Raw genomic sequence first — 25,540 nt, 5'->3', positions numbered from 1 at the left:
TACAGACGCCAGCCGCTGCATAGATGTACGATCCACCGCATGCACATCCAGCCCACGCCTTACGACCACCCCGACGCCGTCAAACTCGACGATGCGGTCCAGGCGGAGTACGCCGTCCGCTACGGCGGCGAGGGCGACGTCACACGGCTGGACGCCGGAATGTTCGCCCCGCCCCACGGCCTGTACCTCCTCGCGTACGACTCCGAGGGCCGGCCGGTCGCGACGGGCGGCTGGCGCACCCAGGACGCGAACGACGAGGGCTACGCGGACGGCGACGCCGAGCTGAAGCGCATGTACGTGATACCCGAGGCCCGCGGCCTCGGCCTGGCCCGCAGGATCCTCGCGGCCCTCGAATCCGACGCCCGCGCCGCCGGCCGCACCCGCATGGTCCTGGAGACGGGCACCGCCCAGCCGGAGGCCATCGCCCTCTACCTCTCCAGCGGCTACGAACCCTGCACCAAGTTCGGCTACTACCGCGACTACCCCAACAGCCGCTGCTTCGCGAAGCCGCTGGACTGAAGCCTCCGGCAGCGACCGGAACACCCGAGATCCCGCCCGATCCTGCGATCGGGCGGGATTTCTGCGTTCGCAGGACTGTTCAAGCCATGTGACATGTGCCATTTTACTGCGCAGCCCGTCTTGGACGGGACCCCAACTCCCCCACCAGGAGTGCGTCTTGCGCATCATGGCCCTCGCCACCGCCCTGCTCACCGCCGCCCTCGCGGCCGCCCCCGCCCAGGCCGCCCAGGCCGGCCCCTCGCCGGACCACGCCTTCGCGGACCCGGCCCAGCGCCCGGCCCACGGCACCGCCAAGGGCGCCCCCGGCGCGACCGGCACCACCGGCGGCAGGCTGGAATCACGGATCCTGCCGATCGTCCACGAGTGCAGCTCCTCGCTCCGGATCCGGGCCCAGGAGATGACCGCCGCCCAACTGACGGCGACCTGCGCGAGCCTGGCCAACCAGGACGCCTACTTCCACAGCGTCGTGAACGACCCGGGACCGGTGGCGAACGACTTCAACACCACCCTGGAGGTCGACGTCTTCAACTCGAGCGCCGACTACAAGACCTACGCGGGCAGGATCTACGGCATCGACACGAACAACGGCGGCATGTACCTGGAGGGGGACCCGGCCAAGGCGGGCAACCAGCCGCGCTTCATCTGCTACGAGCGCACCGACGTGAGCCCCGGCTGGCAGATCTGGAACCTCAACCACGAGTACACGCACTACCTGGACGGCCGCTTCGACCTGTACGGCGACTTCGACGCGAGCCAGAGCACCCCCACCGTGTGGTGGGGCGAGGGCATAGCGGAGTACGTCTCCTACTCCTACCGCGGCGTCACGTACACCAACGCGATAGCCGAGGCCGGCAAGCACACGTACGCGCTGCGCACCCTGTTCGACACCACCTACGCCAACAGCGACGTCAGCCGCACCTACAACTGGGGCTACCTCGCCGCCCGCTACATGGTCGAGAGGCACCCGGCCGACGTGGCCACCGTGCTCGGCCACTACCGCAGCGGGGACTGGGCCGCCGCGCGTTCCTTCCTCACCTCGCTGGACTACGAGAGCGACTGGAACGCCTGGCTGACGGCCGTGGCGACGGCAGGCGCCTGACGGTCCGCGGAGGACTCCTGAGCGGGGACCCCCGCAAAGGCTCCTGAACGACGAAGATCCCGCCCGGTCTTCCGACCGGGCGGGATCTCGTTGTCTGTGGACCTGTGGGGATTTGAACCCCAGACCCCCTCGATGCGAACGAGGTGCGCTACCAGACTGCGCCACAGGCCCTTGCGACGTGTGAAACATTAGCATCCCGATCGGGAAGAACAAAAATCGCTTCCCCCGCAGGTCAGCCGGGGGCCGTCGCGGCACCCCGGCCGGGGGTCATTCGTTGGCCGCCCGGGGGCGGTCGTCGTCCGCGTACTGGTCGAAGAGCGGGGTGCGGCCGTGGTCGCGGCCGCGGCGGGGCGGGGTGGTGCGCTGGCGGGGTGCCGGGGACGGCGCGGGGGCCGGGTCGGCCGCCGTGGAGGAGCGGGCCGCGCTCCAGGTCTCCGGGTCCGTGATGTCGATGCCGCTCGTGGCGCGCGGGGCGACCGGGGCGGTGACGTAGGTGGGCAGCGGCACCGGGACCGGGTCCCAGCTGTCGCCGCGGGCCGGGCCGCGCTCGCGCTGCTGGTCGACCCACTCCGCGTGGTCCGTCTGCTCGACCAGGGCGCGCCGGTCCGCCTCCTGCGGAGTGACCGCCGGGGCCTGCGCGGCCTCCGGCTCCGGCGTAGGGGCCGGGCGGCGGCTCTCGCGCAGCCGGGCGGCGGCCGCTTCGGCGCGGCGCCGGTCCATCACGTACACGAAGCGGCGGCGCTCCTGGATCCGCAGATGGACGATGTACGCGCTGAGGAGCAGCGCGGGGACCGCCGGGGCCCACAGGAAGGCGACCCCGCCGACGGCCGCGACGACCGCGCCGAGGGTGAAGGCGGCGAAGAGGAGCGTCGTGGTCCGGCGGCGCCGGGCGAGGACCTTGCCGCGGCGGGCGCGCTCGGCGGCGGCTCCCGGGGCGGGCCGGGCCGGCGCGGGCGCCGGTCCGGGCTCGGGTTCCGGGAGTTCCAGGCGCGCCTCCGTCCTGGCCGCGGGCGCGGAGAAGGCCCGGACGTCGACCGAGCTCAGTTGCTCGGTCTCCGCGTCCGGGTCCACGTCGGGCGTCGGTCCCTCCGCCGTACGGTCCCGCTCCTTGAGCTCCTTGGCGTACCGGCGCTCCATGCCCGCCCGTCCGGAAAGCAGCCGGATGGCGGTGCTGAAGCGTTCCGTCGGACGGGCTTCGTTCAGCTCGTCCTGCCTGCGGAGCCACATCGGCACCAAGTAGGCGGCCCAGGCCCCGACGATGACTGCGTAGATGAGGCCGCTGCTGCTCACGCCTCACACGGTAGAGGGGTTCTGTAACACGCATCGGCCAATTGGCCCGGTGTGTCGCACGATCTGGCTGATATCACTGAACTTTTTTGTGATTGTTCAGATCGATTGACCGCCAACTGGCGATTAAATTCGAACACTTATTGCATTCTTGCGTGATGCCAGCGGCGCAACAGCCCCTCCGGCACCTCCTCCGCCGTCAGCGCGAACACCAGATGGTCCCGCCACGCACCGTCGATGTGGAGGTAGCGCGGCCGCAGGCCCTCCTCGCGGAAACCGAGCTTCTCCACCACCCGGCGCGAAGGCCCGTTCTCCGGGCGGATGCACACCTCCATGCGGTGCAGCCCCACGACACGGAAGCAGTGGTCGACGGCGAGCGCGACCGCCGTCGGCATCACCCCGCGCCCGGCCACCTCGCTGTCCACCCAGTACCCCACGTGCCCCGAGCACATCGAGCCCCAGGTGATCCCGGCCACCGTCAACTGGCCGACGAGCCGCCCCCGGTACTCGATCACGAACGGCAGCATCCGGCCTGCGTTCGCCTCCGACCGCAGATGGCGCACCATCTGACGGTACGTCGGCCGGTGCGCCACCGGGCCGCCCGGAGGCGGCGGCGGGACCGTCGCCTCCCAGGGCCGCAGCCACTCGCGGTTGCGCCGGTTCACCTCGCGCCAGGCCGCCTGGTCGCGCATCTTTATCGGCCGGAGCAGCACGTCGCCGTCGACGAGCACCACCGGCCAGGACGGGATCACGACGCTCTCGGGTGGTCGCCGCCGCGGATCTGGTCGACGGCGTGGCTCAGGAGCGGCTCCAGGACGGCGAGCCCGTCCCGCACCCCGCCCGGGGACCCCGGCAGGTTCACGATCAGCGTCGAGCCCGCGACCCCGGCCAGACCGCGCGAGAGCGCCGCCGTCGGGACCTTCTCCCGGCCGTACGCGCGGATCGCCTCCGGGATGCCCGGGATCTCCCGCTCCAGGACCCGGCGGGTCACCTCGGGCGTCTCGTCGGTGGGCGAGATGCCCGTACCGCCGGTCGTGACGATCAGGTCGTACCCCGCCGCCACCCCGGCCCGCAGGGCGGCCTCCACCGGCGCCCCGTCCGGGACGACCTGCGGGCCGTCCACGGCGAAACGCATCCGGGTCAGGCCCTCGGCGATCAGCGGGCCGCCCCTGTCCTCGTACACCCCGGCCGAGGCCCGGTTCGATGCCGTGACGACGAGCGCCCGGTACGCCGCCGCCGGAACCTCCTCGGGCGCACCCGCCGGCTCCCGCTCCCCGTGCTCGTGGACGCCGGCCACCCGGCCCGCGCGCGTCACGCCTCGGCCCTCGTCCAGTGCCCCGACTTGCCGCCCGTCTTCTCCTCCACCCGCACGTCGGAGATGACCGCGCCCTTGTCGACCGCCTTCACCATGTCGACGACGGTCAGGGCCGCCACCGAGACCGCCGTGAGGGCCTCCATCTCGACGCCCGTGCGGTCCGTGGTCTTCACCGTCGCCAGGATCTCGACCGCGTCGTCCGTGACCGCCAGGTCCAGGGTGACGCCCGAGACGGCCAGCGGGTGGCAGAGCGGGATCAGGTCCGGGGTCTTCTTCGCGCCCATGATCCCGGCGATCCGGGCGGTGGCGAGCGCGTCGCCCTTCGGGACGCCCTCGCCGCGCAGCAGCTCGATCACGCGCGGCGACACGAGCACCCGCCCGCTGGCGCGGGCGGTGCGGGACGTGACGTCCTTCGCCGATACGTCGACCATGCGGGCCGCGCCCGCCTCGTCGATGTGGGTGAGACCTTGCTGCGTGCTCATGGCCGTGACACTCCCGGTCGCTGTGTGGGACGACACCGTACCCCCAGCGTCGCCCCCTCAGCCGAGGAGGACCACTTCCAGCTCGGTGCCCGGGTCCACGCTCTCCGTCTCCTCCGGGACCACGAGCAGGCAGTCCGCGTGCGCGAGGGCCGCGATCAGGTGGGAGCCCTGGCCGCCCACGGGGGTGACGGTGCCCGCCTCCGGGTCGTAGGTGCCGCGCAGGAACTGGCGGCGGCCGGCCGGGGACGAGAGGGACTTCTCGGCGGTGAGGAGCGCCCGGACCCGGGGCCTGTGCAGGTCCTTCACGCCCATCAGTGCGCGGATCGCGGGGCGCACGAACAGCTCGAAGGAGACGTACGAGGAGACCGGGTTCCCCGGCAGGGCGAGCAGCGGGATCTGCTCGGCGCCGATCGCGCCGAAGCCCTGCGGCTTGCCCGGCTGCATCGCCAGCTTGCGGAAGTCGACCTGCCCGTCGGCGGTCAGCGCCTCCTTCACCACGTCGTACGCGCCGACGCTCACCCCGCCGGTGGTGACGATCAGGTCGGCCCGGATGAGCTGGTCCTCGATGGTGGCGCGCAGCGACTCCGCGTCGTCGGCGACGGCCCCGACCCGGTAGGCCAGGGCGCCGGCGTCCCGGGCGGCGGCGGCGAGCGCGAAGCTGTTGGAGTCGTGGATCTGGCCCTCGCCCAGCGGCTCCCCGGGCTGCACGAGCTCGCTGCCGGTGGAGAGGACGACCACGCGGGGGCGGGGGCGGACCTGCACGGTGCCCCGGCCGATCGCGGCGAGCAGGCCGATCTGCGGCGGCCCCAGGACCGTGCCCGCCGCGAGGGCCAGCTCCCCGGCCCGTACGTCGCTGCCGGCCCTGCGGACGTGCGCGCCGGCCGCGGCGGAGCGGTGGACCCGGACCTCGCCCTCGGCGCCCTCGGGGGCGGTGCTCGCGGCGGTCATGCCGGTGGCCGCGCCCCCGCCCGTACCGCCGTCGGTCCACTCGACGGGGACGACGGCCTCGGCGCCGGGCGGCAGCGGGGCGCCGGTCATGATCCGGGCGGCCTGGCCGGGTCCGACCTCGGGCAGGCCGCCGGCGCCCGCGGCGACGTCGCCGATGACGGTGAGGACGGCCGGGAACTCCTCGGTGGCCCCGGCGACATCGGCGACCCGGACCGCGTACCCGTCCATGGAGCTGTTGTCGAAGGGGGGCAGCGCGACCGGCACCGTCACGTCCTCGACGAGGACACAGCCCTGGGCGTCGAGGAGTTGCAGCTCGATCGGTTCGAGCGGGGAGACCGTGGCGAGGATGTCGGCGAGGTGCTCGTCGACCGACCACAGGCCGCGGGCCGGGCCCGCGCAGGGGTCCGCCGCGCCGTCCTGATGGTCGTGGCCGTGTGCCGCGCTGCTGCTCAAGGTGCTACATCTCCTCGCTGACGTATCTCCGGAGCCAGGCCCGGAAGTCCGGTCCCAGATCTTCACGTTCGCACGCGAGTCTGACAATGGCACGCAGATAGTCCCCGCGGTCGCCGGTGTCATAGCGGCGCCCCTTGAACACGACACCGTGCACCGGGCCGCCGATCTTCTCGTCGCAGGCGAGTTTCTGCAGGGCGTCGGTCAGCTGGATCTCGCCGCCGCGGCCCGGCTCGGTCTCCCGCAGGGTGTCGAAAACGGCAGGATCCAGGACGTAACGTCCGATGATCGCGTAGTTGCTGGGCGCCTCGCCCGGATCCGGCTTCTCGACCAGGTCCGTCACCTTGACCACGTCCGAGTCGCCGGTCGGCTCGACCGCCGCGCAGCCGTAGAGGTGGATCTGCGAGGGCTCGACCTCCATCAGGGCGATGACGCTGCCGCCCTCCCGCTCCTGCACGTCCACCATCCGCGCGAGCAGCGGGTCGCGCGGGTCGATCAGGTCGTCGCCGAGGAGCACCGCGAAGGGCTGGTCGCCGACGTGCGGGGCGGCGCAGAGCACGGCGTGGCCGAGGCCGCGCGGGGCGCCCTGGCGGACGTAGTGCATGGTGGCGAGGTCGCTGGACTCCTGGACCTTGGAGAGGCGCTCCTCGTCGCCCTTGCGGAGCAGGGCCTCCTCCAGCTCGTAGTTCCGGTCGAAGTGGTCCTCCAGGGGCCGCTTGTTCCGGCCGGTGATCATCAGGACGTCGGAGAGGCCGGCCGCGACGGCCTCCTCGACGACGTACTGGATGGCCGGCTTGTCGACGACCGGCAGCATCTCCTTCGGGGTCGCCTTGGTCGCCGGCAGGAAGCGGGTGCCGAGACCGGCGGCGGGGATGACAGCCTTGCTGATCCGACCGAGCCTGGGGAACGACTGATTCATGCGGTGCACCTTAGCCGTTCGTAATGAGAGGAAGATGTGGCTTCGGTTAACTTCCTTCACATAAAGACACTTACAAGAATTTCGTACTTGCACATGAGGCCACGATGACACCTGAGATGTCCGAAAAGACCCTGCTGCGCAGTCGACTTCTGGGCGCCCGGGCCGCCCTGGCCCCCGTCGTCCTCGAGGACGCCGCCGAATCCCTCGCCCGGCACGGACTGGAGCTGGCCGAGCTCTCCGGGGCGGCCACCGTCGCCGCCTATGTGTCCGTCGGCCGCGAACCGGGCACGCGCGCGCTGCTCGACGCCCTCCACGCGCGCGGGGTGCGGGTCCTGCTCCCGGTCCTGCTGCCCGACAACGACCTCGACTGGGCGGCGTACGAGGGGCCCGAGGCCCTGGTGAAGGCCGGGCGCGGCCTCCTGGAGCCGACCGGCCCGCGGCTCGGCCCCGACGCGGTGTGCACCGCCGACACCGTCCTGCTGCCGGGCCTCGCGGTCGACGGGCGCGGGATGCGGCTCGGGCGGGGCGGCGGCTCGTACGACCGGGTCCTCGCCCGGCTCGCACGCGCGGGCGTGGATCCGGCCCTGGTGGTGCTCCTCTACGCGGACGAGGTGGTCGCCCGGGTCCCGGAGGAACCGCACGACCACCCCGTTCAGGCGGTGGTGACCCCGGAGGGGGTCACCCGATTCACGGCTTCAGCGTGAGGGTGTCCTTCGCCGTCGCGTCGACCGCCGCCTTGCCGTAGGCCCAGTCGTACAGCTCGCCCTTCGCCCAGGTGTCCGTCTGGTCGGTGTAGTTCGAGTGGAAGGCGTGCCCGGAGGCGCCGGTCAGGTTGACCCACCGGGACTTGTCCCAGTCGCCGACGTTCACGACCATCCGCATCGACGGCACCCAGATGACCTCGTAGCCGCCGGCCGCGTTCCAGCCGGTGGCGTCGACGGCCGCCTCGCCGCCGCCCAGGTTCCACGGGCCGCGGTTGAGGAGCTGCTGCACGACGCCGGGGCCCGCGGTGCCGAGGGTCTGGTTCTTCAGGGTCAGCTGGTGCAGCCGGCCCCAGCTCCAGGTGGAGACGTCCTTGCCGAGCTTGGCGGTCAGCTCCCAGCGGGCGTCCTTCATGGCGCGGGCGAGCAGCTGGTCACGGGTCTCGGTGGGCGGGTCCAGGCGGTCGCCCGGGGTCTTCCACCACTCGTTCTTCTCCTGCTTGAGGAGCGGGCGGACCACCTCGTACCAGCGGTCGCCGCCGTCCGGCTGCGCCGAGTCGGGGTCGCGCTGGCCGCACTCGCGGACGAGCTTGTTCTGCTCGTCGACCGGGCCGGTGGCGTCGGCCGGGCGGACGCTGATGCAGTCGCCCTCGGCGCGCAGTTCCTTGGGCAGCTTGTTCCCGAAGGCGAGCTTGAGGACGTTGCGCCAGACCGCGTTGAAGTAGGCGGCCGCGGCCGAGTCGGGCTCCTGGGTGTAGTCCCAGCCCTCGAGGAGCTTCTGCGCCTCGCGGACCTGCGGGTCGGAGATGTCGATCTTCAGCAGCAGCGGGTTGAGCAGGGTCGCGATCTCGCTGCGGTTGTCGGTCTGCATGGTCCGCATGTCGTCCGGCGAGATCTTGCCGCCGTCCTTGGTCTTCGACTCGATGAGGTCGTTGATCCGCTGGCTGCGCGAGCCGTAGCCCCAGTCCTTGGTGAGCAGGTCGGGGTAGGTCTTCTGGTCGATCACGGCCTGGTTGGCGGTGACGATGTAGCCGCGGTCGGGGTTGTACTCGTAGGGCAGCTTCTCGAAGGGGATGTAGCCCTTCCACCGGTACGAGGAGTCCCAGCCGGGCGCGGGCAGGGTGCCGTCGCCCTTGGTCCGCTGCGGGATCTTGCCCGGGGACTGGTAGCCGATGTTGCCCTCGGTGTCGGCGTAGATCAGGTTCTGGGACGGGACCTCGAAGTTCTTCGCGGCGGCCCGGAAGGTGGTGAAGTCCTTGGCGCGGTCGATCGCGAAGATCGCGTCCATCGAGTGGCCGGGCTGCAGGGCGGTCCACTGCAGGGAGACGCCGTAGCCGGTGCCGCGGTCGGGGGCGGAGTTCCCGACGGGGGCCTTCTGGCCGACCTTCTCCAGCTCGGAGGAGCGGTCGGAGACGAGCGGGCCGCGGTCGGTCGAACGGACCGTGATCTTGCGGTCGGTGCCGCCGGCGACCTTGATGGTCTCCTCGCGGCTCTTGAAGGCCTTGACCTTGCCGTCGACGAGGTAGCCGTCGGGGCCGATCTTCTCCAGGTAGAGGTCGGTCACGTCGGCGCCGAGGTTGGTGAGGCCCCAGGCGATCTTGTCGTTGTGGCCGATGATCACGCCGGGCATGCCGGAGAAGGTGTAGCCGGCGACGTCGTAGCGGCAGGTGGCCGAGACCGAGCGGCAGTGCAGGCCCATCTGGTACCAGAGGGACGGCAGCTGGGGCGCGAGGTGCGGGTCGTTGGCGAGCAGCGGCTTGCCGGAGGTCGTGTACTTCCCGGCGACGACCCAGGAGTTCGAGCCGATGCCGTTGCCGTTCGGGCCGAGCAGGGCGGGGACGGTGTCGAGGACCTCGGACAGGGCGCCGAGCTGGGAGGCCACGCCGCCGCTCGAACCGCCCGGCCCCGTGCCGGGGGTGTCCCCGGTGGACGTGCCGTCGCCCTCGGTCGCGTCGGCCTTCGGGTCGAACTTCCCGGTGGACCCGTCGACGGCGCCCTTGTCCAGGATCGGCTGGTGGAGCGCGTACGGGTACTCCGGGTAGAGCTGCTTGATCTGCTTCGCGCTCAGCCGGCTGGTCATCAGCGAGCGGTCGATCTCGTCCTGCATGTTGCCGCGCAGGTCCCAGGCCATCGCCTTGAGCCAGGCCACCGAGTCGACCGGGGTCCACGGCTCGATCGTGTAGTCGTTGGTGAGGGCGAGCGCCGCGTACTCGACGGAGACGTCCTTCGGCGCGCGGTCCTTCAGATAGGCGTTGACGCCCTCCGCGTACGCCTGGAGGTACTTCTTCGTCTCCGGCGACAGGACCGTGTCGTACTCCTGCTGCGCGACCCGGCGCCAGCCGAGGGTGCGCAGGAAGGCGTCGGTGTCGACCTGGCTCTCGCCGAACATCTCGGAGAGCCGGCCCGCGGTCACGTGCCGGCGGACGTCCATCTCGTAGAACCGGTCCTGCGCCTGGACGTAGCCCTGGGCGCGGAAGAGGTCCGTCTCGTTGTCGGCGTAGATCTGCGGGACGCCGTTCGCGTCCCGCTTCACCTCGACGTCGGCGGAGAGCTTGTCGAGGCGGATCTCGCCGGTCGTCTGCGGGAACGAGGCCCGGACGGTGCTGACTCCCCAGTACCCGCCGAAGCCGATGCCCGCGACCAGTGCGAGGACCAGGACGACGAGGATCAGGCGGGCGCGCCGCCCTTTCTTCTTGGCGGTCTTCTTGCCGGGGGGCGCGGTCGTGTTGGAGGGCATCGCTGTCCTTCGAGGGGCAGGGTGGTCCTGGAGTACGGGAGCAACCTTAGGCGCAGCGTCCGGGCGGCCCGGACGCGGTGTCAGGAAGAGAACCGTACTGATGAGCGAGGAGAGGCAAAGGGGGCGTCAAGAAACCGTTAAAGATTAGGTAAGGTAACGAAGTACCCGGCCGCTGGAGGAACGATCCAGCCGCACGTGAGGGGAAGGAACGGCCACTGACTGTCCACCAGCTCAACGAACTCCTGCTCGTCTGCTCCCTCGTCCTGCTCGTGGCCGTCGCCGCCGTGCGGATCTCCTCCCGGAGCGGGCTCCCCAGCCTCCTGCTCTACCTGGGCATCGGCGTCGCCATCGGACAGGACGGCATCGGCAACGTCGCCTTCGACAACGCCGAACTCACGCAGGTCATCGGCTACGCCGCCCTCGTCGTGATCCTCGCCGAGGGTGGTCTCGGCACGAAGTGGAAGGAGATCAAGCCGGCGCTGCCCGCCGCGGTCGTCCTCTCCACCGTCGGCGTCGCCGTCAGCGTCGGCATCACCGCCGCCGGCGCCCACTACCTCGTCGGTCTCGACTGGCGGCAGGCCCTGATCATCGGCGCCGTCGTCTCCTCCACCGACGCCGCAGCGGTCTTCTCCGTACTGCGCAAGGTGCCCCTGCCCTCACGGGTCACCGGCGTCCTGGAGGCCGAGTCCGGCTTCAACGACGCCCCCGTCGTCATCCTCGTCGTCGCCTTCTCCACGGCCGGACCGGTCGACCACTGGTACCTGCTCATCGCCGAGATCGCCCTCGAACTCGCCATCGGCGTCGCCGTCGGCCTCGCCGTCGGCTTCATCGGCGCCTACGGCCTCAAGCACATCGCCCTGCCCGCCTCCGGCCTGTACCCCATCGCCGTCATGGCCATCGCCGTCGTCGCGTACGCCGCCGGCGCCATGGCCCACGGCTCCGGCTTCCTCGCCGTCTACCTGGCCTCGATGGTCCTCGGCAACGCCAAGCTGCCGCACGCGCCCGCGAACCGCGGCTTCGCCGAGGGACTCGGCTGGATCGCCCAGATCGGCATGTTCGTCCTGCTCGGCCTGCTCGTCACCCCGCACGAGCTCGGCCACGACTTCTGGCCCGCCGTCGTCATCGGCCTCGTCCTGACCGTGGTCGCACGGCCCATGGAGGTCCTGATCAGCCTGCTGCCCTTCCGGATCCCCTGGCAGGAGCAGGCGCTGATGTCCTGGGCCGGCCTGCGCGGAGCCGTCCCCATCATCCTCGCCACCATCCCGATGGTGTCGAAGATCGAGGGCAGCGAGCGGATCTTCAACATCGTCTTCGTCCTCGTCGTCGTCTACACCCTCGTCCAGGGCCCGACGCTGCCCTGGCTGGCGAAGGCCCTCAAGCTGGGCGACCCCACCGGGACCGCCGACCTCGGCGTCGAGTCCGCACCCCTGGAGCGGCTGCGCGGACACCTGCTCTCCGTCGCCATCCCCGAGAGCTCCCGGATGCACGGCGTCGAGGTCGCCGAGCTGCGCCTCCCCGCCGGAGCCGCCGTCACCCTCGTCGTACGGGAGGACGCCAGCTTCGTACCGGGACCCGCGACCGTCCTGCGGCACGGCGACGAACTCCTCGTCGTCGCCACCGACCCCGTACGGGACGCCACCGAGCGCCGGCTGCGGGCCGTCGGACAGGGCGGCAAGCTCGCCGGCTGGCTCGGCACCGGGGGCGCGACGGCGGCCTCGCAACCGGCCCCCACGGGGCGCCTGCACCTTCCGGGCAGCGACCGGCGCAAGAAAACTTCCGGTTAATCGCAGGCATTATTTCGGGGGTGGGAGCGTTTTCCCAGGCGGGAAGACGCTCTTCCCTGTACCATGAAGGCACACCTGATCGAACCAACTCTGCCTGACGCAGAGCTGGCGCGACCGTATGGCGGCCGTGGCGCCCCTCCGCAGTGGGGCCGGCCCGGTATCTACCGCAGTAACGCGCATGAGGACAGCTCTCGGCGACACCCGCACCACCGTGCGGAGGCGCGCTACCAGGCGGCAGAAAGGCAAGGACCGTGGAGTCCACGGTCATCACGGACAAGCGGCCCGGCTACGGGCAGCTGCTGCGCACACCCGGTGCACTGTCCTTCCTTCTCCCGGGCTTCGCCGCCCGGCAGCCGTTCGCGATGCTGACGATCGGCATCGTCCTGCTCGTCCAGCACACCACCGGCTCCTTCGGCAGCGCCGGCGCGGTCGCGGCCGTCACCGGCGTCTCCATGGCGCTGTTCGCCCCGCAGAGCGGCAAGCTCGCCGACCGCTTCGGCCAGCGCGCCGTCCTGATCCCCGGCGTCCTCGTCCACACCGCGTCCGTCTCGCTGCTCGTCGCGCTCGCCCTGGCCGGCGCCCCGCTCTGGGCGCTGTTCCTGGCCGCCGTCCCCTCCGGTGCCTCCGTGCCCCAGGTCGGGCCGATGGTCCGGGCCCGCTGGGCCGCCAAGCTTGGGGGTACCTCCCAGGCCGAAGGCTCTGGGGGAGGCTCCCCGCTGATGCCGACGGCCGCCGCCTTCGAATCCGTCACGGACGAGTTCACCTTCGTCGTCGGCCCCGTCCTCGCCACCGCCCTGTGCACCGGCGTCCACCCGGCCGCGGGTCTGATCGCCGAGGCCGCCCTCACCCTCGTCGGCGGCCTGTTCTTCGCCGCGCAGCGCGCCACCCAGCCCGCGTACGGGATGTCCGCGGCCACCGCCGTCGAACCCCACCGCTCGGCGCTCTCCGTCCCCGGCGTCCGCGTCCTGATCGTCGCCTTCCTCGGCATCGGCTCCGTCTTCGGCGGCATGCAGGTCTCCCTCACCGCCTTCACCGAGGAGATCGGCAACCCCGGCGCCAACGGCCTGCTGTACGGGATCTTCGCCGCCGGCAACATGCTCGCGGGCATCGCCATGGGCGCCGTCGCCTGGAAGAGCGGCCCCCTCCGCCGCATGATCACGGGCTACGCCGGCCTCACCGTCGCCGCCTCCCTGCTGTGGACCACGCACTCGGTGCTGCTCCTCGGCGCCCTGGGCCTGGTCGTCGGCCTGTGCATCGCCCCCGCCCTGATCGCCGGCTACACCATCGTCGAGACCCTGATCCCGGCCTCGGCCCGTACCGAGGCCTTCACCTGGCTCACCGGCGCCGTCGCGCTCGGCCAGGCCGCGGCCGTCACGGTCGCCGGCCGCCTCGCCGACGCCCACGGCGCGAGCACCGGATTCCTGGTGCCGATGGCGGGCACCGCCCTCGCCCTGGCCACGCTGCTCGCCCTGCGCTCGCGGCTGAAGCCGCGCGAGGCGAGCCGGGTCGCGGCACGTGGTATCGGTCACCGCGTGCCGGTGACGGTGGACTGATCCCCCGGAATACGTCAGTATGGATCGTCGTTAGCACTCGATGAGTGTGAGTGCCAGGAGGAAGTCAAGTGCCGACCTACCAGTACCAGTGCACCGAGTGCGGCGAAGGCCTCGAGGCGGTGCAGAAGTTCACGGATGACGCCCTGACCGTGTGCCCCAGCTGCCAGGGACGCCTGAAGAAGGTGTTCTCGGCCGTCGGCATCGTCTTCAAGGGCTCCGGCTTCTACCGGAACGACAGCCGCGGCTCGTCGTCCAGCAGCTCGCCGGCCTCGTCGAAGTCCTCGTCGTCCTCGTCGTCGTCCGCTTCGTCGTCCTCCTCGGACTCGAAGCCGGCCGCGTCGACCGCTCCCGCCTCCTCGACGTCCTCGTCGAGCACCGGAAGCTCGGCCGCCTGATCTTTCCCCGAGGGCCCCGTCGCCGTGTTGCGACGGGGCTTTCGGCGTTTCCGGGGAGGCCGTCTGTTTCCGCAGGGGGCCGCTTAGGGTGAACGCCATGGCCAACCATGACGTGTACGCGGACATCGGCGTGATCGGCGGCTCCGGCTTCTACTCGTTCCTGGAGGACGTCACCGAGGTGTCCGTCGACACCCCCTACGGCAGCCCCAGCGACTCCCTCTTCCTCGGCTCCATCGCCGGACGGCAGGTCGCCTTCCTCCCCCGGCACGGTCGCGGCCACACCGTCCCGCCGCACCGGATCAACTACCGCGCCAACCTCTGGGCGCTGCGCTCCGTGGGCGTGCGGCAGGTCCTCGGGCCCTGCGCCGTCGGCGGACTGCGCGAGGAGTACGGGCCCGGCACGCTCGTCGTGCCCGACCAGCTCGTCGACCGCACGAAGAGCCGGGCGCAGACCTACTTCGACGGCGAGCGGCGGGCCGACGGGGCCCTGCCGAACGTCGTCCACGTGACCTTCGCCGACCCCTACTGCCCCGACGGACGGCGGGTCGCGGTCAAGGCCGCCCGGGGCCGCGGCTGGGAGCCCGTCGACGGCGGCACCATGGTCGTCGTCGAAGGCCCCCGCTTCTCCACCCGCGCCGAGTCCCGCTGGCACGCCGCCGCCGGCTGGTCGGTCGTCGGCATGACCGGGCACCCCGAGGCCGTCCTCGCCCGCGAGCTGGGCCTCTGCTACACCTCGCTCGCGCTCGTCACCGACCTGGACGCGGGCGCCGAGACCGGCGAGGGCGTCTCCCACACCGAGGTGCTGCGGGTGTTCGGCGAGAACGTGGGCCGGCTGCGGGAGGTCCTCTTCGACGCCGTGGGGGCCCTGCCGGCGACGGTGGACCGGGACTGCCTGTGCACGAACGCGCACGACGGCTGGGACCTGGGGATCGAGCTGCCGTAAACCACCCGCGGGTGTGGGCGAGTTGTCCACAGACCCGAGGTGATCCCCAGGCCGGAGCGGGGTGGGAACGGAGTCGGGAGAGTGGGGGCGTTCTCGTTTCGCTCCTACCGGACAGGCGGCACCACCCATGACGACGACCCTCACCTCCTCCGTCCCCGCGCCCTGCACGGTGCCGGCCTTCGAACCGCTACGGGCGCGGGGCGCCCGGCACCGGCTGCGCAGGGCCCTGCGGCGGGGGCGGCGCGGTCCGGCGCTGCTCCTGGCGCTGACGGCGGCCGCGCTGGCCGTCGCGAACACGGGCGCGGCTCCGGCCGCTCCCCCTGCGCCGGCGCCCGCCCGCGCGCGGCCGCCCGCCGCCGTGCCCCTGGTGTCCGCGCCGGTACGGATCGCCGACGCCGCGACCGTACGGCTGCTGAGGCCCGGTGACCGGGTCGACGTGATCGCCGCCGCGCCCAACTCGCCGCTGGGCGGGGCGGGAGAGGCCCGGGTGGTCGCGACGGGCGCCCGAGTGGCCGAAGTCCCAGGGCCGGGCGAGACTCGTTCGGACGGAGGGGCGCTGATCGTCCTGTCCGTGCCGCGGTCGACGGCGACGGCGCTGGCAGGTGCCGGTGTCACGTCCCAACTGGCGGTGACGGTGTGCTGATTCGCACTGACTCGCTGTCAAGTCACCGTCCCGTGTGTACGGATTGGACGGCTCTGCGCCGTTCACGGCCTAATGGCACCGCACGCAGCGGTACACGTGACTTCACACGCGACGAAAGGCACCTCGGTGGCCGAGAAGAAGGAAAGTCTGCTGGGAGGCTTCAAGGCCTTCCTGATGCGGGGCAACGTGATCGACCTGGCGGTGGCCGTCGTCATCGGTGCCGCCTTCACGAACATCGTGAACTCGGTGGTCAAGGGCATCATCAACCCGATCGTCGGCGCCTTCGGCACGAAGGACCTGGAGGGCTACTCGTCCTGCCTCAAGGGCACCTGCGTGGTGGTCAACGGCGAGGTCCAGGGCATCCAGATCCAGTGGGGCCTGGTCCTCAGCGCGGTGCTGAGCTTCGTGATCACCGCGGCCGTCGTCTACTTCCTCATGGTCCTGCCGATGGCCAAGATCCTCGCCAAGCGCGCCGCGCAGGAGAAGGCGAAGGAGGGCGTCGAGGAGGTCATGGAGATCAGCGAGCTGGAGGTCCTCAAGGAGATCCGCGACCACCTGGTCGCCCAGCGCATCCCGGCCGTGAACAACACGCACCCGGGCAGCGGGGTCGCCGGCAGTGGCAGCGCCGGGGCGCACTCCACCTCCTGACCGGCGCGGCACGCCGGGTTCAGAGGTGGTGCGGCGGCTTCTCGTCGAGGAAGCGCGCGAGGTCGCCGGCGCTGCCGCCGGCCGGAGGCCGCTCACCCCACCCGCGGTCCGTGTCGTCCGCGGATTGCTGGTCCAGCGGATCGTCGAAGACGAGTACCGGCTTGGGAGTGTTCTCGGGACTGGGCGTCCTGCCGGGCTGCTTCGCGTCTCGCGGTCCGTGGGCGGGGGCGGTGCTCATTCATCCAGACTACGCCCGCTCACCCGCCCCGGACCCCCCTGATCAGCGGTCCTTCGGATCGATCAGCCAGAGTCCGAGGACCACGAGGAACGACAGGACGAGGAAGCCCGCGCCCCACCAGGCGGTTCCGGTGTCGCCCGTCATCCACTCGTCCACGACGATCGTCAGGCCCCACAGCTGGCCGATGACCACCGTGAGCGCCAGGGCGAGGCGGGCCGAGAGCTTGGAGGAGCGTTCCGGCTCCTGCTCCGTGCCGGCCCCGGGACCGGGCCCGGTGTGCCGGATCCGGGGATCGCCGTACCCGCTGGTGGGCCGGATCTGCGGGTACCGCTCGCGCACGGGCCGATTGAGCCGGGGCTGCGCACTGCCGGGGGTGTACGAGGGACGCGGGGGTACGGCGGGGGCGGCGGAGGACCCGGGCGCGGCGGGCGCGGCGGAGGCCGTGGGGGACCCGGGCGCGGCGGGTGCTCCGGCTGCCGCGGGGGGTACGGAGGCCCCTGGTGTTCCGGGTGCCCCGGCGGATGCGGGGGCCGCGGGCCCCCCGGGTGCTGCCGGTGTCGCGGGCGTCCCGGCGGCCGTGGGGCGTGGGGCCTCGGGGTCCCTCGGGAACGGGCTCTCGGTCATGTCCGCTCGCTCCTCTCGGCCGGCTTCGGGCCGGCACCCGCCGGGGTGCGGGCGGGATCGGCCTGCCTGTCGGCGGGCGCGCCCGCGCCGAAGCCCGGGCAGCCCGGGCGGTCGTCGCCCTGCTGGCGGCAGAAGCCCTCGACGAGGCTCTCGCCCGAGCGGGCCGTGCCGACGGCCCAGACGCTGCCGTCGACCTCCTCGACGAGGATCACCTTCGGCAGGCCCCGTGGCGGCGGGCCCGCGGTGACCTCTCCCGTGCGGGCGTCGAAGACGCCCTCGTGGCAGGGGCAGTACAGCTCGCCCTCGCTCCCCCGGTCCCTGCGCCAGAGCACGGCGCAGGCGAGGTGGGTGCAGACCGCGGAGTAGCCGGCGAGGGTGCCGTCCTCCATGCGGACGGCGATCGCCCGGTCCTCCTCGCCGGGGTAGCGGAAGGCGAGGGACTCCCCCGGTTCGATCCGGTCGGCGATCCGCTTGGGCTCGGGGGCGCCCTCGCTGTCGCCGTGCCGGTGGAGGATGCCGGAGGCGACGGCGATGCCCCCGACGGCGAGGCCGCCGGAGACGGTGGCGACGATCCGCAGGTAGTCGCGGCGGGTGGTGAGGGAGTCGGCGGCGATCCGGTCGTGGAGCGCTTCCTGGGCCGCGTCGGTCCGGGCGTCCGGAGCGGGCGGCTGGGGGTCGGTGACGCTCAACGGACATCCCTTCCATTGATCTCGACGACGGGGAGGCCGCCGGGCACCGGCCACTGGACCTTGTCGGCGGGGACGACCATCGCCACACCGGTGGAGACGGTGGTGCTGCCGAAGGTGAAGGAGTCGGCGACCTGGACGCCGGGGCGTTCGGCGCGGAGCTCGTCGAGGGTTCCGTAGAAGAGGGCGCCGGTGGGGCAGACGGTGGCGCACATGGGGGCGAGGCCGTAGGCGGTGCGGTCGTAGCAGAGGTTGCACTTCATCTGCAGCTTCGCCTGGAGGTCGATCTTGGGGACGCCGAAGGGGCAGGCGTTGACGCAGTTGGCGCAGCCGATGCAGCGGGTGGTGTCGGCCTGCTGCACGACGCCGTCGGCGGTGACGAGGATCGCGTCGGCGGGGCAGACCTCGGCACAGGGGGCGACGGGGTCCTCGCAGTGCATGCAGACGGTGGGGAGGGAGGCGACGGAGCGGCCCTCGTCGGGGTAGTCGAGGTGGATCATCGACTTCCCGCGGTGCGAGTCGCATTCGCGGCAGGCGGAGACGCAGGCCTGGCAGCCGATGCAGCGGCCCGGGTCGATGAAGATCGTGCGGCCCATCATGTGCGGGTCAGCTCCTCTCCGCGGTGCCGCGGCCCTGGGGTGAGGTGGGGGGCAGCGGGTCGGTGCGGGAGACCTGGGTCTCCGGGTAGGCCTGGTGTCCGGGGGCGGTGGGCGGGGCGGGGACCTCGTCGATGCGGTCGGCGGCCTCGATGCGGGCGGCGCACACCTTGTACTCGGGGATCTTGGAGCGCGGGTCGAGGGCGTCGATGGTGAGGGCGTTCGCCGCCGTCGGGACGGGCCAGTGGTAGGGCACGAAGACGGTGTCGGGGCGGATGGCCTCGGTGACGAGTGCGGGGAAGACCTCGCTGCCGCGGCGGGTGACGACGCGGACGGGGTCGCCGTTGCGGAAGCCGTGCGAGGGGTGGACCTCGACCCAGGGACGGGGGGTCTGTTCGACGAGGGCGCCCAGGCGGCGGGTCTGGTTGCCGGAGAGGAAGTGGGCGACGGTGCGGCCGGTGGTGAGCGAGAGGGGGTACTCCTCGCTGTACGGGTCCATGGGCGGGTGCCATTCGACGACCTGCAGGTGGATCTTGCCGTCGGGGTGGTAGGTGCGGCCGTCCTCGAAGAGGCGGGGGGTGCCGGGGTGCTCGGTGGTGGGGCAGGGCCAGGCGATGCCGCCGGTCTCCTCCAGGCGCTCGTACGTGATGCCGTAGTAGTCGTTGACGGTGCCGGCGGAGGCGGTGCGGAGCTCCTCGAAGACGGAGCGGGAGTCGGGGAAGGCGAACTTGTCCCCGGCGCCGAGCCGCTTCGCCAGCTCGCAGATGACCCAGGTGTCGGTGCGGACGCCGGCCGGGGGTTCCTGGGCCTTGTTGTGCTTGACGACCCGGGCCTCGGCGTTGGCCATGACGCCCTCGTCCTCGGCCCACACGGTGACGGGGAAGACCACGTGCGCGTTGGCCGCGGTCTCGGAGAGGAAGAAGTCGAACTGGGCGTGGAACTCGAGGGTGTCGTAGCCGTCCTTGACGGTGGCGTAGTTCGGGAGGGAGACGAAGGGGTTGTTGCAGATGCCGACGAGACCGCGGATCTCCTTGCGCTGCATCTGCCAGACCATCTCCATCATGGAGGTGCCGGCGGGCGGGAGTTCGGCCTCGTCGATGCCCCAGATCTCGCAGATCTGGCGGCGGTGCTCGGGGTTGGTGATGGAGCGGCCGCCGGGGAGGAGGTCGGACTTCTGGCCGTGCTCGCGGCCGCCCTGGCCGTTGCCCTGGCCGGTGATGGTGCCGTAGCCGGCGCCGGGCCTGCCGATGTTCCCGGTGGCGACGCACAGGTTGATGATCGAGAGGCAGTTCTCGACGCCCTGGGAGTGGTGCTCGACGCCGCGGGCGTGCCAGGCCATGGCCTTGCCGGCGCCGGCGAACATGCGGGCGACCTGGACGATCTGCTGCTCGGGGACGCCGCAGATCTCGGCGGCGCGGGCGGGCGGGTAGTCGGCGACGGTCTTCTTCACCTCGTCCCAGCCGGTGGTGTGGGCGGCGAGGTAGGCCTCGTCGGTGAGGCCTTCCGCGACGACGACGTGGAGGACGGCGTTGAAGAAGGCGGAGTCGGTGCCGGGCTTGAGGGCGACGTGGACGTCGGCGGTGCGGGCGATCGCGGTCTCGCGGGGGTCGACCACGATGAGGGTGGCGCCCCGGTCACGGGCTCCCCAGAGGTACTGGGTCATGACGGGGAAGCATTCGCCGACGTTGGAGCCGGCGATGAGGAGGCAGTCGGTGAGGAGGATGTCGGAGAAGGGGTTGCCGGCGCGGTCGATGCCGAAGGCGAGCTTGTTGGCTCCGGCGGCGGAGACCATGCAGAGCCGGCCGTTGTAGTCGACGTGCCGGGACTTGAGGGCGACGCGGGCGAACTTGCCGACGAGGTAGGTCTTCTCGGAGAAGAGGCTGGCGCCGCCGAGGAGCCCGAAGGAGTCGTTGCCGTACTCGCCCTGGATGCGGCGGATCTCGGCGACGGTGAAGTCGAGGGCCTCCTCCCAGCTGACCTCGCGGAACTCCTCGTCGCGATTGCGGCGCATGAGGGGCGCGGTGAGCCGGTCGGGGTGGTTGACCTGCTGGTAGGCGTTGATGCCCTTGGGGCAGAGCCGCATCCGGTTGATGTCGTGGTTGCGGGGCTCGACGCCGAAGACCTTGCCGTGGTGGTCGACGCGGAGGTACATGCCGCACTGGACGCCGCAGAAGCAGCAGTGGGTGGGGACGAGGGTCTCGCCGTTCTGGTCGGCGTGCCAGCGGTCGGCGGGGATGCCTCCGGCGTCGCGGAAGTTGCGGGTGCCGGGCGGGGCGAGCGAGGGGTCGAGCGGCAGCGGCCGGCCGGGGGTGGTCACGGGGTCCGTCGCGGTCACTTGAAGCCCTTCTTCACGTGGTCGAGGTAGGCGGTGCCGCGCAGGACGCGCTTGCAGCGGGGGCAGTACTCGGCCCACTCGTCGAAGCCGAGGTCGAGGTCGCGCATGGTGCCCTGGAGGTTCTCCACGTACGGGGCGGTGTCGATGGGCTCGTGGCAGCGGCGGCAGGTGAGGATCTCGTCCTCGTCCTTGCGGCGGGCCGTGTACTTGAACAGCTGCATGCCCACGGCGGCGGGCCGCTGGACGATGTGGAAGAACTTCCCGAAGGGGATGTAGATCAGGGTGAAGACGACGGACACCATGTGGAGGACGGCGAGGAACTCGTAGCCGCCGCCGTGCAGGAAGATCGACGAGAAGGTGAGCAGCAGGCCGGTCACCGAGATGACGATGAGGGCGATCAGCGGCACCAGGTCGTAGGCGAAGCGCTGGCCGGTGATGGCGCCGCGGTCCTTCATGCGGCGCCACAGGAAGTAGGAGGCGCCGGCGATGACGAGGACGGCGGCGATGTCGAGGCCGTGGAACATCAGCCAGCCGACGACGTTCAGCGAGTCGAAGCCGATGACCTTGAAGCCCCAGATCCGCATCTCGTAGCCGGGGCCCGAGCCGGTGGAGGAGGTGAAGGTGAACCAGCCCCAGGTGAGCGGGAAGGTGATCGCGGCGGCGAGCAGACAGCCCCAGAAGACGAGCTGGTGGGCGGCCCAGCGGGCGTGCGAGCGGGCGCCGAGGAACTTCTGGAAGCCGAGGTAGGTGGCGATCATCCTCGGGAGGGCGGTGGGCGCCTTGCGGAAGTTCGCGGCGGAGAAGAAGGAGCGCCAGCCCTGCCGGAAGAGACGGCGGGCGCCGGGTGCGGAGATCCAGACCGTGTAGCGGTAGGCGACGCCGAAGGCGAGGAAGACGGTGGCCACGGCGTACGGCAGGAGGGCCGAGTCGAAGTCGCGGAGCAGGCGGCTGCCGAAGACGATCGCGAGGATCAGCAGGACGGAGACGGCGGTCCCGGCGAGGGTGGCGCGGCGGCGCACGTCGGCGGGGGTCCGGGGCGCGGGGCGGTCGGCCGCCGGGAGGCCGGGGGCGGGGCCGTCGGCCGCCGGCGGGCCGGGCGCGGGGGCCGGGGCGGGGCCGGGTTCGGGGGTCGGCTCGGCTGTCTTCGGTGGCTCGGTCACGCGGCCACGGTAAAGCCGTATGTTCTGCTTGGTCCTGTTTTGTCTGCTGTGAGGGTGACGCCGGGGATGACGTGTCGGGGGGGGGACGTGCCGGGACGAGGCGTCGGGGGTGACGTGTGGTTCAGACGGCGTGCAGGCCGTGGGACTGGAACACCTCGCGGGCCGCGGCGACCTGCTCGGGGGCCGGGGACGGGGTGTCGTGCAGGGTGAACGGCTTGGCGAGTGCTTGCCACTTCGCTTCACCCAGCTTGTGGAAGGGCAGGATGTCCACGCGGGACACGTTGCCGAGGCCGGCGGCGAAAGCGGCCACACCCTCCACGTTGGCGGGGTCGTCGGTGAGTCCCGGGACGAGCACGAAGCGGACGTGGACCTCCTGGCCGAGGTCGGCGAGGCGCCGGGCGAAGTCCAGGGTCGGCTGCAGCGGCCGCCCGGTGACCTTCTTGTACGTGTCCGGGTCCCAGGACTTGATGTCGAGAAGCACCAGGTCGGTGTCGCGCAGCAGGGCGTCGGTGGCGCGCACGCCCAGGAAGCCCGAGGTGTCGAGGGCCGTGTGGAGGCCGAGCTCGTGCTTCATCCGGTGCAGGAGCTCGCCGGTGAAGACGGGCTGGAGAAGGGGTTCGCCGCCGGAGACGGTGGCCCCGCCGCCGGACGCGGAGATGAACCGGACGTACTTGGAGGCCTCGGCGATCACGGCGTCGGCGGAGGTGCTCCCCCAGCTACCGCTGGGAGGTACCCCCATGCCGTTGCGCATCCGCCAGGTGTCGGGGTTGTGGCAGTAGAGGCAGGTGAGGGGGCAGCCGGAGAGGAAGGTGACGAAGCGGGTGCCGGGGCCGTCGACGCCGGTCGACAGGTCCCACGAGTGGACCGAGCCCTCGGAAGGGCGCTGGGTGGCCGCGGCGGCCGGGGTGCTGGCCGGCGAGACGGCCGGGGCGGCGGGCCCGAGGGCGAGGCTGGTCATGGCGGGGCCTCCTTCGTGGAAGTGGGGGCGCGTCCCGGGGCCGGGGTGAGGGCCACCGGCCCCGGGCGCGGTCACGGGGCTACAGGGAGCCGTGGAAGGTGCGGTTCAGGACGTCCAGCTGCTGCTCGCGGGTGAGCCGGACGAAGTTGACCGCGTAGCCGGAGACCCGGATGGTCAGCTGCGGGTGGTTCTCCGGGTGCTCCATGGCGTCCTTCAGGACGTCGCGGTCGAGGACGTTGACGTTCATGTGGAAGCCGTCGCTGGCCACGTAGCCGTCGAGGACGCCCGCGAGGTTCCTGATCCGCTCCTCGGGGGTGCGGCCCAGGCCGTCGGGGGTGACGGTGTTGGTCAGCGAGATGCCGTCCTCGGCGTCCTCGTACGGAAGCTTGGCGACCGACAGGGCCGAGGCGACGTAGCCGTGGGTGTCACGGCCGTTCATCGGGTTGGCGCCCGGCGAGAAGGGCTCGCCGGCGCGGCGCCCGTCGGGGGTGTTGCCGGTCTTCTTGCCGTAGACGACGTTGGAGGTGATGGTCAGGACGGACTGGGTGTGTTCGGCGTTCCGGTAGGTGGGGTGCTTGCGGACCTTCCGCATGAACTCCTCGACCAGCCAGACCGCGATCTCGTCGACGCGCTCGTCGTTGTTGCCGTACGCGGGGTACTCGCCCTCGATGACGTAGTCGGTGGCGAGACCGGTCTCGTCCCGGACCGGGGTGACCCTGGCGTACTTCACGGCGGCGAGGGAGTCGGCGGCGACGGAGAGGCCGGCGATGCCGAAGGCCATGGTGCGGCGCACGTCACGGTCGTGGAGCGCCATCTCGATGCGCTCGTACGCGTACTTGTCGTGCATGTAGTGGATGACGTTCATGGCGTGCACGTAGACGCTCGCGAGCCACTCCATCTGCTCGTCGAACCTGGCCATGACCTCGTCGTAGTCGAGGACGTCCGCGGTGATGGCGCCGGTGGCGGGGCCGACCTGGTCGCCGGACTTCTCGTCGCGGCCGCCGTTGATCGCGTACAGGAGGGTCTTGGCGAGGTTCACCCGGGCGCCGAAGTACTGCATCTGCTTGCCGACGGGCATCGCGGAGACGCAGCAGGCGATGGCGGTGTCGTCGCCGAACCGGGGGCGCATCAGCTCGTCCGACTCGTACTGCACGGAGGAGGTGTCGATGGAGACCCGCGCGCAGAACTCCTTGAAGCCCTGCGGGAGCCGCGGCGACCAGAAGACGGTCATGTTCGGCTCGGGGGCCGGGCCGAGGTTGTAGAGGGTCTGGAGGTAGCGGAAGGAGGTCTTCGTGACCAGCGGGCGGCCGTCCTCGCCCATGCCGGCGATGGACTCGGTGACCCAGGTGGGGTCGCCGGAGAACAGCTCGTCGTACTCGGGCGTGCGCAGGAAGCGGACGATGCGGAGCTTGATGATGAAGTCGTCGACGAGCTCCTGCGCCCGCTCCTCGGTGAGGAGACCGGCCTCGATGTCGCGCTGGAGATAGACGTCGAGGAAGGTGGAGGTGCGGCCGAGCGACATCGCGGCGCCGTTCTGCTCCTTCACGGCGGCGAGGTAGGCGAAGTACAGCCACTGGATCGCCTCGTGGCCGGTGGCGGCTGGGCGCGAGATGTCGTGGCCGTAGGAGGCGGCCATCGTCTTCAGCTCGCCGAGGGCGCGGATCTGCTCGGCCAGCTCCTCGCGCAGCCGGATCGTCTCCTCCAGCGAACGGCGGCCCGCGGGAAGGGAGTCGAGCTCCGCCTTCTCCTCCTTCTTGACCTCGACGAGCCGGTCGACGCCGTAGAGGGCGACGCGGCGGTAGTCGCCGATGATGCGGCCGCGGCCGTAGGCGTCGGGGAGTCCGGTGACGATGCCGGCCTTGCGGGCCGCGCGGATCTCGGGGGTGTACGCGTCGAAGACACCGGCGTTGTGGGTCTTGCGGTACTCGGTGAAGACCTTCTCCAGGTCCTCGGAGACCGGGTAGCCGTAGGTCTCCAGGGCTCCGGCTACCAGGCGCCAGCCGCCGTACGGCATGATCGCGCGCTTCAGCGGGGCGTCGGTCTGCAGGCCGACGATCAGGTCCTTGTCGCGGTCGACGTACCCGGGGGCGTGGGCGGTGATCGTGGAGGGCACGTCGTACGAGACGTCGTACACGCCCTTGGCGCGCTCCTCGGGGAAGCGGTCCGTGAGGACCTTCCACACGGCCCTGGTCCGCTCCGTGGGCCCGGCGAGGAAGGAGTCGTCGCCTTCGTACGGCGTGTAGTTCTGCTGGATGAAGTCGCGGACGTCGACGGCGTCGCGCCACAGCCCGCCCTTGAAGCCCTTCCAGGCCCGCTCGTTCACCGTCGCCTCAGCAGGGGTCGAAGTCACTGCCCGCACCGCCTTCTTCGAATCATTCGATCGCGTCGTTGCTCACCTTCATTCCACTCCTTCTGATCGATCGTTTCGGGCGGCATTGGTCACCATTCCGGGGCCCTAGGTCCCTTCCCCGGCATGCGGAAAGACCCCGCGCGGGGCGGGGTCTTTCGCAGCGGCACTCG

The 25,540-nt window shown here is 71.5% G+C and carries 23 protein-coding genes, 1 tRNA gene and 1 pseudogene; 9 read left to right on the top strand and 16 right to left on the bottom strand.

The genetic code is table 11. The features are described from left to right. The first annotated feature begins 39 nt into the window (after window positions 1–39). Complete coding sequence (locus ABT041_RS26725; RefSeq protein WP_351188679.1) at window positions 40–519, top strand: GNAT family N-acetyltransferase; 480 nt, start codon at window positions 40–42, stop codon at window positions 517–519. Between the two features lie 166 nt (window positions 520–685). Beyond that, window positions 686–1,618 carry a collagenase gene (locus ABT041_RS26720; RefSeq protein ID WP_502976601.1) on the top strand — a complete coding sequence of 311 codons (933 nt, stop codon included), beginning with the start codon at window positions 686–688 and terminating at the stop codon, window positions 1,616–1,618. A gap of 97 nt (window positions 1,619–1,715) precedes the next feature. On the opposite strand, the gene ABT041_RS26715 is transcribed toward ABT041_RS26720, so the two are convergent. From ABT041_RS26715 to galU, 7 genes are all read right to left on the bottom strand, one after another. Next, window positions 1,716–1,789, bottom strand: a tRNA-Ala gene (locus ABT041_RS26715). Window positions 1,790–1,885: 96 nt separating this feature from the next. Further along, window positions 1,886–2,908, bottom strand: coding sequence for a divisome protein SepX/GlpR (sepX, locus tag ABT041_RS26710; RefSeq protein WP_351188676.1), 1,023 nt, complete (start codon window positions 2,906–2,908; stop codon window positions 1,886–1,888). A 137-nt stretch (window positions 2,909–3,045) separates the two neighbouring features. Further along, the gene (locus ABT041_RS26705) at window positions 3,046–3,639 is read right to left on the bottom strand and encodes a GNAT family N-acetyltransferase (RefSeq protein WP_351188888.1); all 594 of its coding nucleotides are present in this window, start codon (window positions 3,637–3,639) and stop codon (window positions 3,046–3,048) included. A 14-nt stretch (window positions 3,640–3,653) separates the two neighbouring features. After that, window positions 3,654–4,220 carry a MogA/MoaB family molybdenum cofactor biosynthesis protein gene (locus ABT041_RS26700; RefSeq protein ID WP_351188673.1) on the bottom strand — a complete coding sequence of 189 codons (567 nt, stop codon included), beginning with the start codon at window positions 4,218–4,220 and terminating at the stop codon, window positions 3,654–3,656. Further along, window positions 4,217–4,702, bottom strand: coding sequence for a cyclic pyranopterin monophosphate synthase MoaC (gene moaC / locus ABT041_RS26695; protein ID WP_116160486.1), 486 nt, complete (start codon window positions 4,700–4,702; stop codon window positions 4,217–4,219). The genes ABT041_RS26700 and moaC overlap by 4 nt, the downstream gene beginning before the upstream one ends. 57 nt (window positions 4,703–4,759) lie before the next feature. Continuing rightward, window positions 4,760–6,103: a molybdotransferase-like divisome protein Glp gene (glp, locus tag ABT041_RS26690; protein ID WP_502976599.1), complete on the bottom strand. Its 1,344-nt coding sequence runs from the start codon at window positions 6,101–6,103 to the stop codon at window positions 4,760–4,762. A gap of 4 nt (window positions 6,104–6,107) precedes the next feature. Continuing rightward, entirely contained in the window at window positions 6,108–7,019 is a 912-nt protein-coding gene (gene galU, locus ABT041_RS26685) for a UTP--glucose-1-phosphate uridylyltransferase GalU (protein ID WP_351188669.1), read from the bottom strand. A 104-nt stretch (window positions 7,020–7,123) separates the two neighbouring features. Here galU and ABT041_RS26680 point away from each other — a divergent pair, with 104 nt between their 5' ends. Then, window positions 7,124–7,723: a 5-formyltetrahydrofolate cyclo-ligase gene (locus ABT041_RS26680; RefSeq protein ID WP_351188667.1), complete on the top strand. Its 600-nt coding sequence runs from the start codon at window positions 7,124–7,126 to the stop codon at window positions 7,721–7,723. Here ABT041_RS26680 and ABT041_RS26675 read toward each other — a convergent pair. After that, on the bottom strand, window positions 7,707–10,457 hold the full coding sequence (locus tag ABT041_RS26675; RefSeq protein ID WP_351188664.1) for a penicillin acylase family protein: 2,751 nt from the start codon (window positions 10,455–10,457) through the stop codon (window positions 7,707–7,709). The genes ABT041_RS26680 and ABT041_RS26675 overlap by 17 nt on opposite strands. Window positions 10,458–10,672: 215 nt before the next feature. Here ABT041_RS26675 and ABT041_RS26670 point away from each other — a divergent pair, with 215 nt between their 5' ends. The 6 genes from ABT041_RS26670 (at window position 10,673) to mscL (ending at window position 16,423) form a co-directional block, all read left to right on the top strand. Then, window positions 10,673–12,241 carry a potassium/proton antiporter gene (locus ABT041_RS26670; protein WP_351188883.1) on the top strand — a complete coding sequence of 523 codons (1,569 nt, stop codon included), beginning with the start codon at window positions 10,673–10,675 and terminating at the stop codon, window positions 12,239–12,241. Window positions 12,242–12,492: 251 nt separating this feature from the next. Then, entirely contained in the window at window positions 12,493–13,794 is a 1,302-nt protein-coding gene (locus ABT041_RS26665) for an MFS transporter (protein ID WP_351188662.1), read from the top strand. 68 nt (window positions 13,795–13,862) lie between these two features. Beyond that, on the top strand, window positions 13,863–14,189 hold the full coding sequence (locus ABT041_RS26660) for an FmdB family zinc ribbon protein (protein ID WP_351188660.1): 327 nt from the start codon (window positions 13,863–13,865) through the stop codon (window positions 14,187–14,189). A gap of 97 nt (window positions 14,190–14,286) precedes the next feature. Further along, on the top strand, window positions 14,287–15,132 hold the full coding sequence (locus ABT041_RS26655; RefSeq protein WP_351188658.1) for an S-methyl-5'-thioadenosine phosphorylase: 846 nt from the start codon (window positions 14,287–14,289) through the stop codon (window positions 15,130–15,132). Between the two features lie 127 nt (window positions 15,133–15,259). Further along, window positions 15,260–15,775, top strand: coding sequence for a hypothetical protein (locus ABT041_RS26650; protein WP_351188656.1), 516 nt, complete (start codon window positions 15,260–15,262; stop codon window positions 15,773–15,775). Window positions 15,776–15,901: 126 nt separating this feature from the next. Next, on the top strand, window positions 15,902–16,423 hold the full coding sequence (mscL, locus tag ABT041_RS26645; RefSeq protein WP_351188654.1) for a large conductance mechanosensitive channel protein MscL: 522 nt from the start codon (window positions 15,902–15,904) through the stop codon (window positions 16,421–16,423). Between the two features lie 19 nt (window positions 16,424–16,442). On the opposite strand, the gene ABT041_RS26640 is transcribed toward mscL, so the two are convergent. The 8 genes and pseudogenes from ABT041_RS26640 to pflB form a co-directional block, all read right to left on the bottom strand. Continuing rightward, entirely contained in the window at window positions 16,443–16,661 is a 219-nt protein-coding gene (locus ABT041_RS26640) for a hypothetical protein (protein WP_351188652.1), read from the bottom strand. A gap of 42 nt (window positions 16,662–16,703) precedes the next feature. After that, window positions 16,704–17,086, bottom strand: a pseudogene (locus ABT041_RS26635) (hypothetical protein); the annotation flags it as partial. Window positions 17,087–17,281: 195 nt separating this feature from the next. Further along, window positions 17,282–17,974 carry a QcrA and Rieske domain-containing protein gene (locus ABT041_RS26630; protein WP_351188650.1) on the bottom strand — a complete coding sequence of 231 codons (693 nt, stop codon included), beginning with the start codon at window positions 17,972–17,974 and terminating at the stop codon, window positions 17,282–17,284. After that, the gene (locus tag ABT041_RS26625) at window positions 17,971–18,570 is read right to left on the bottom strand and encodes a 4Fe-4S dicluster domain-containing protein (protein ID WP_086832060.1); all 600 of its coding nucleotides are present in this window, start codon (window positions 18,568–18,570) and stop codon (window positions 17,971–17,973) included. Before ABT041_RS26625 ends, ABT041_RS26630 begins: the two co-directional genes overlap by 4 nt. Window positions 18,571–18,577: 7 nt before the next feature. Then, window positions 18,578–20,902 (bottom strand): molybdopterin oxidoreductase family protein, encoded by a 2,325-nt coding sequence (locus tag ABT041_RS26620; RefSeq protein ID WP_351188647.1) that lies wholly within the window; start codon window positions 20,900–20,902, stop codon window positions 18,578–18,580. Next, window positions 20,899–22,062 carry an MFS transporter gene (locus tag ABT041_RS26615; protein ID WP_351188644.1) on the bottom strand — a complete coding sequence of 388 codons (1,164 nt, stop codon included), beginning with the start codon at window positions 22,060–22,062 and terminating at the stop codon, window positions 20,899–20,901. The genes ABT041_RS26620 and ABT041_RS26615 overlap by 4 nt, the downstream gene beginning before the upstream one ends. A gap of 121 nt (window positions 22,063–22,183) precedes the next feature. Beyond that, entirely contained in the window at window positions 22,184–23,020 is an 837-nt protein-coding gene (pflA, locus tag ABT041_RS26610; protein WP_351188641.1) for a pyruvate formate-lyase-activating protein, read from the bottom strand. A gap of 79 nt (window positions 23,021–23,099) precedes the next feature. Beyond that, entirely contained in the window at window positions 23,100–25,370 is a 2,271-nt protein-coding gene (gene pflB, locus ABT041_RS26605) for a formate C-acetyltransferase (RefSeq protein ID WP_502976598.1), read from the bottom strand. Window positions 25,371–25,540: the final 170 nt, after the last annotated feature.

The organism is Streptomyces sp. NPDC002825 (genome assembly GCF_040295385.1).
Lineage (GTDB): Bacteria > Actinomycetota > Actinomycetes > Streptomycetales > Streptomycetaceae > Streptomyces.
The sequence above is the reverse complement of the archived record's forward strand: the minus strand, read 5'-3'. Positions and strand labels throughout refer to the sequence as shown.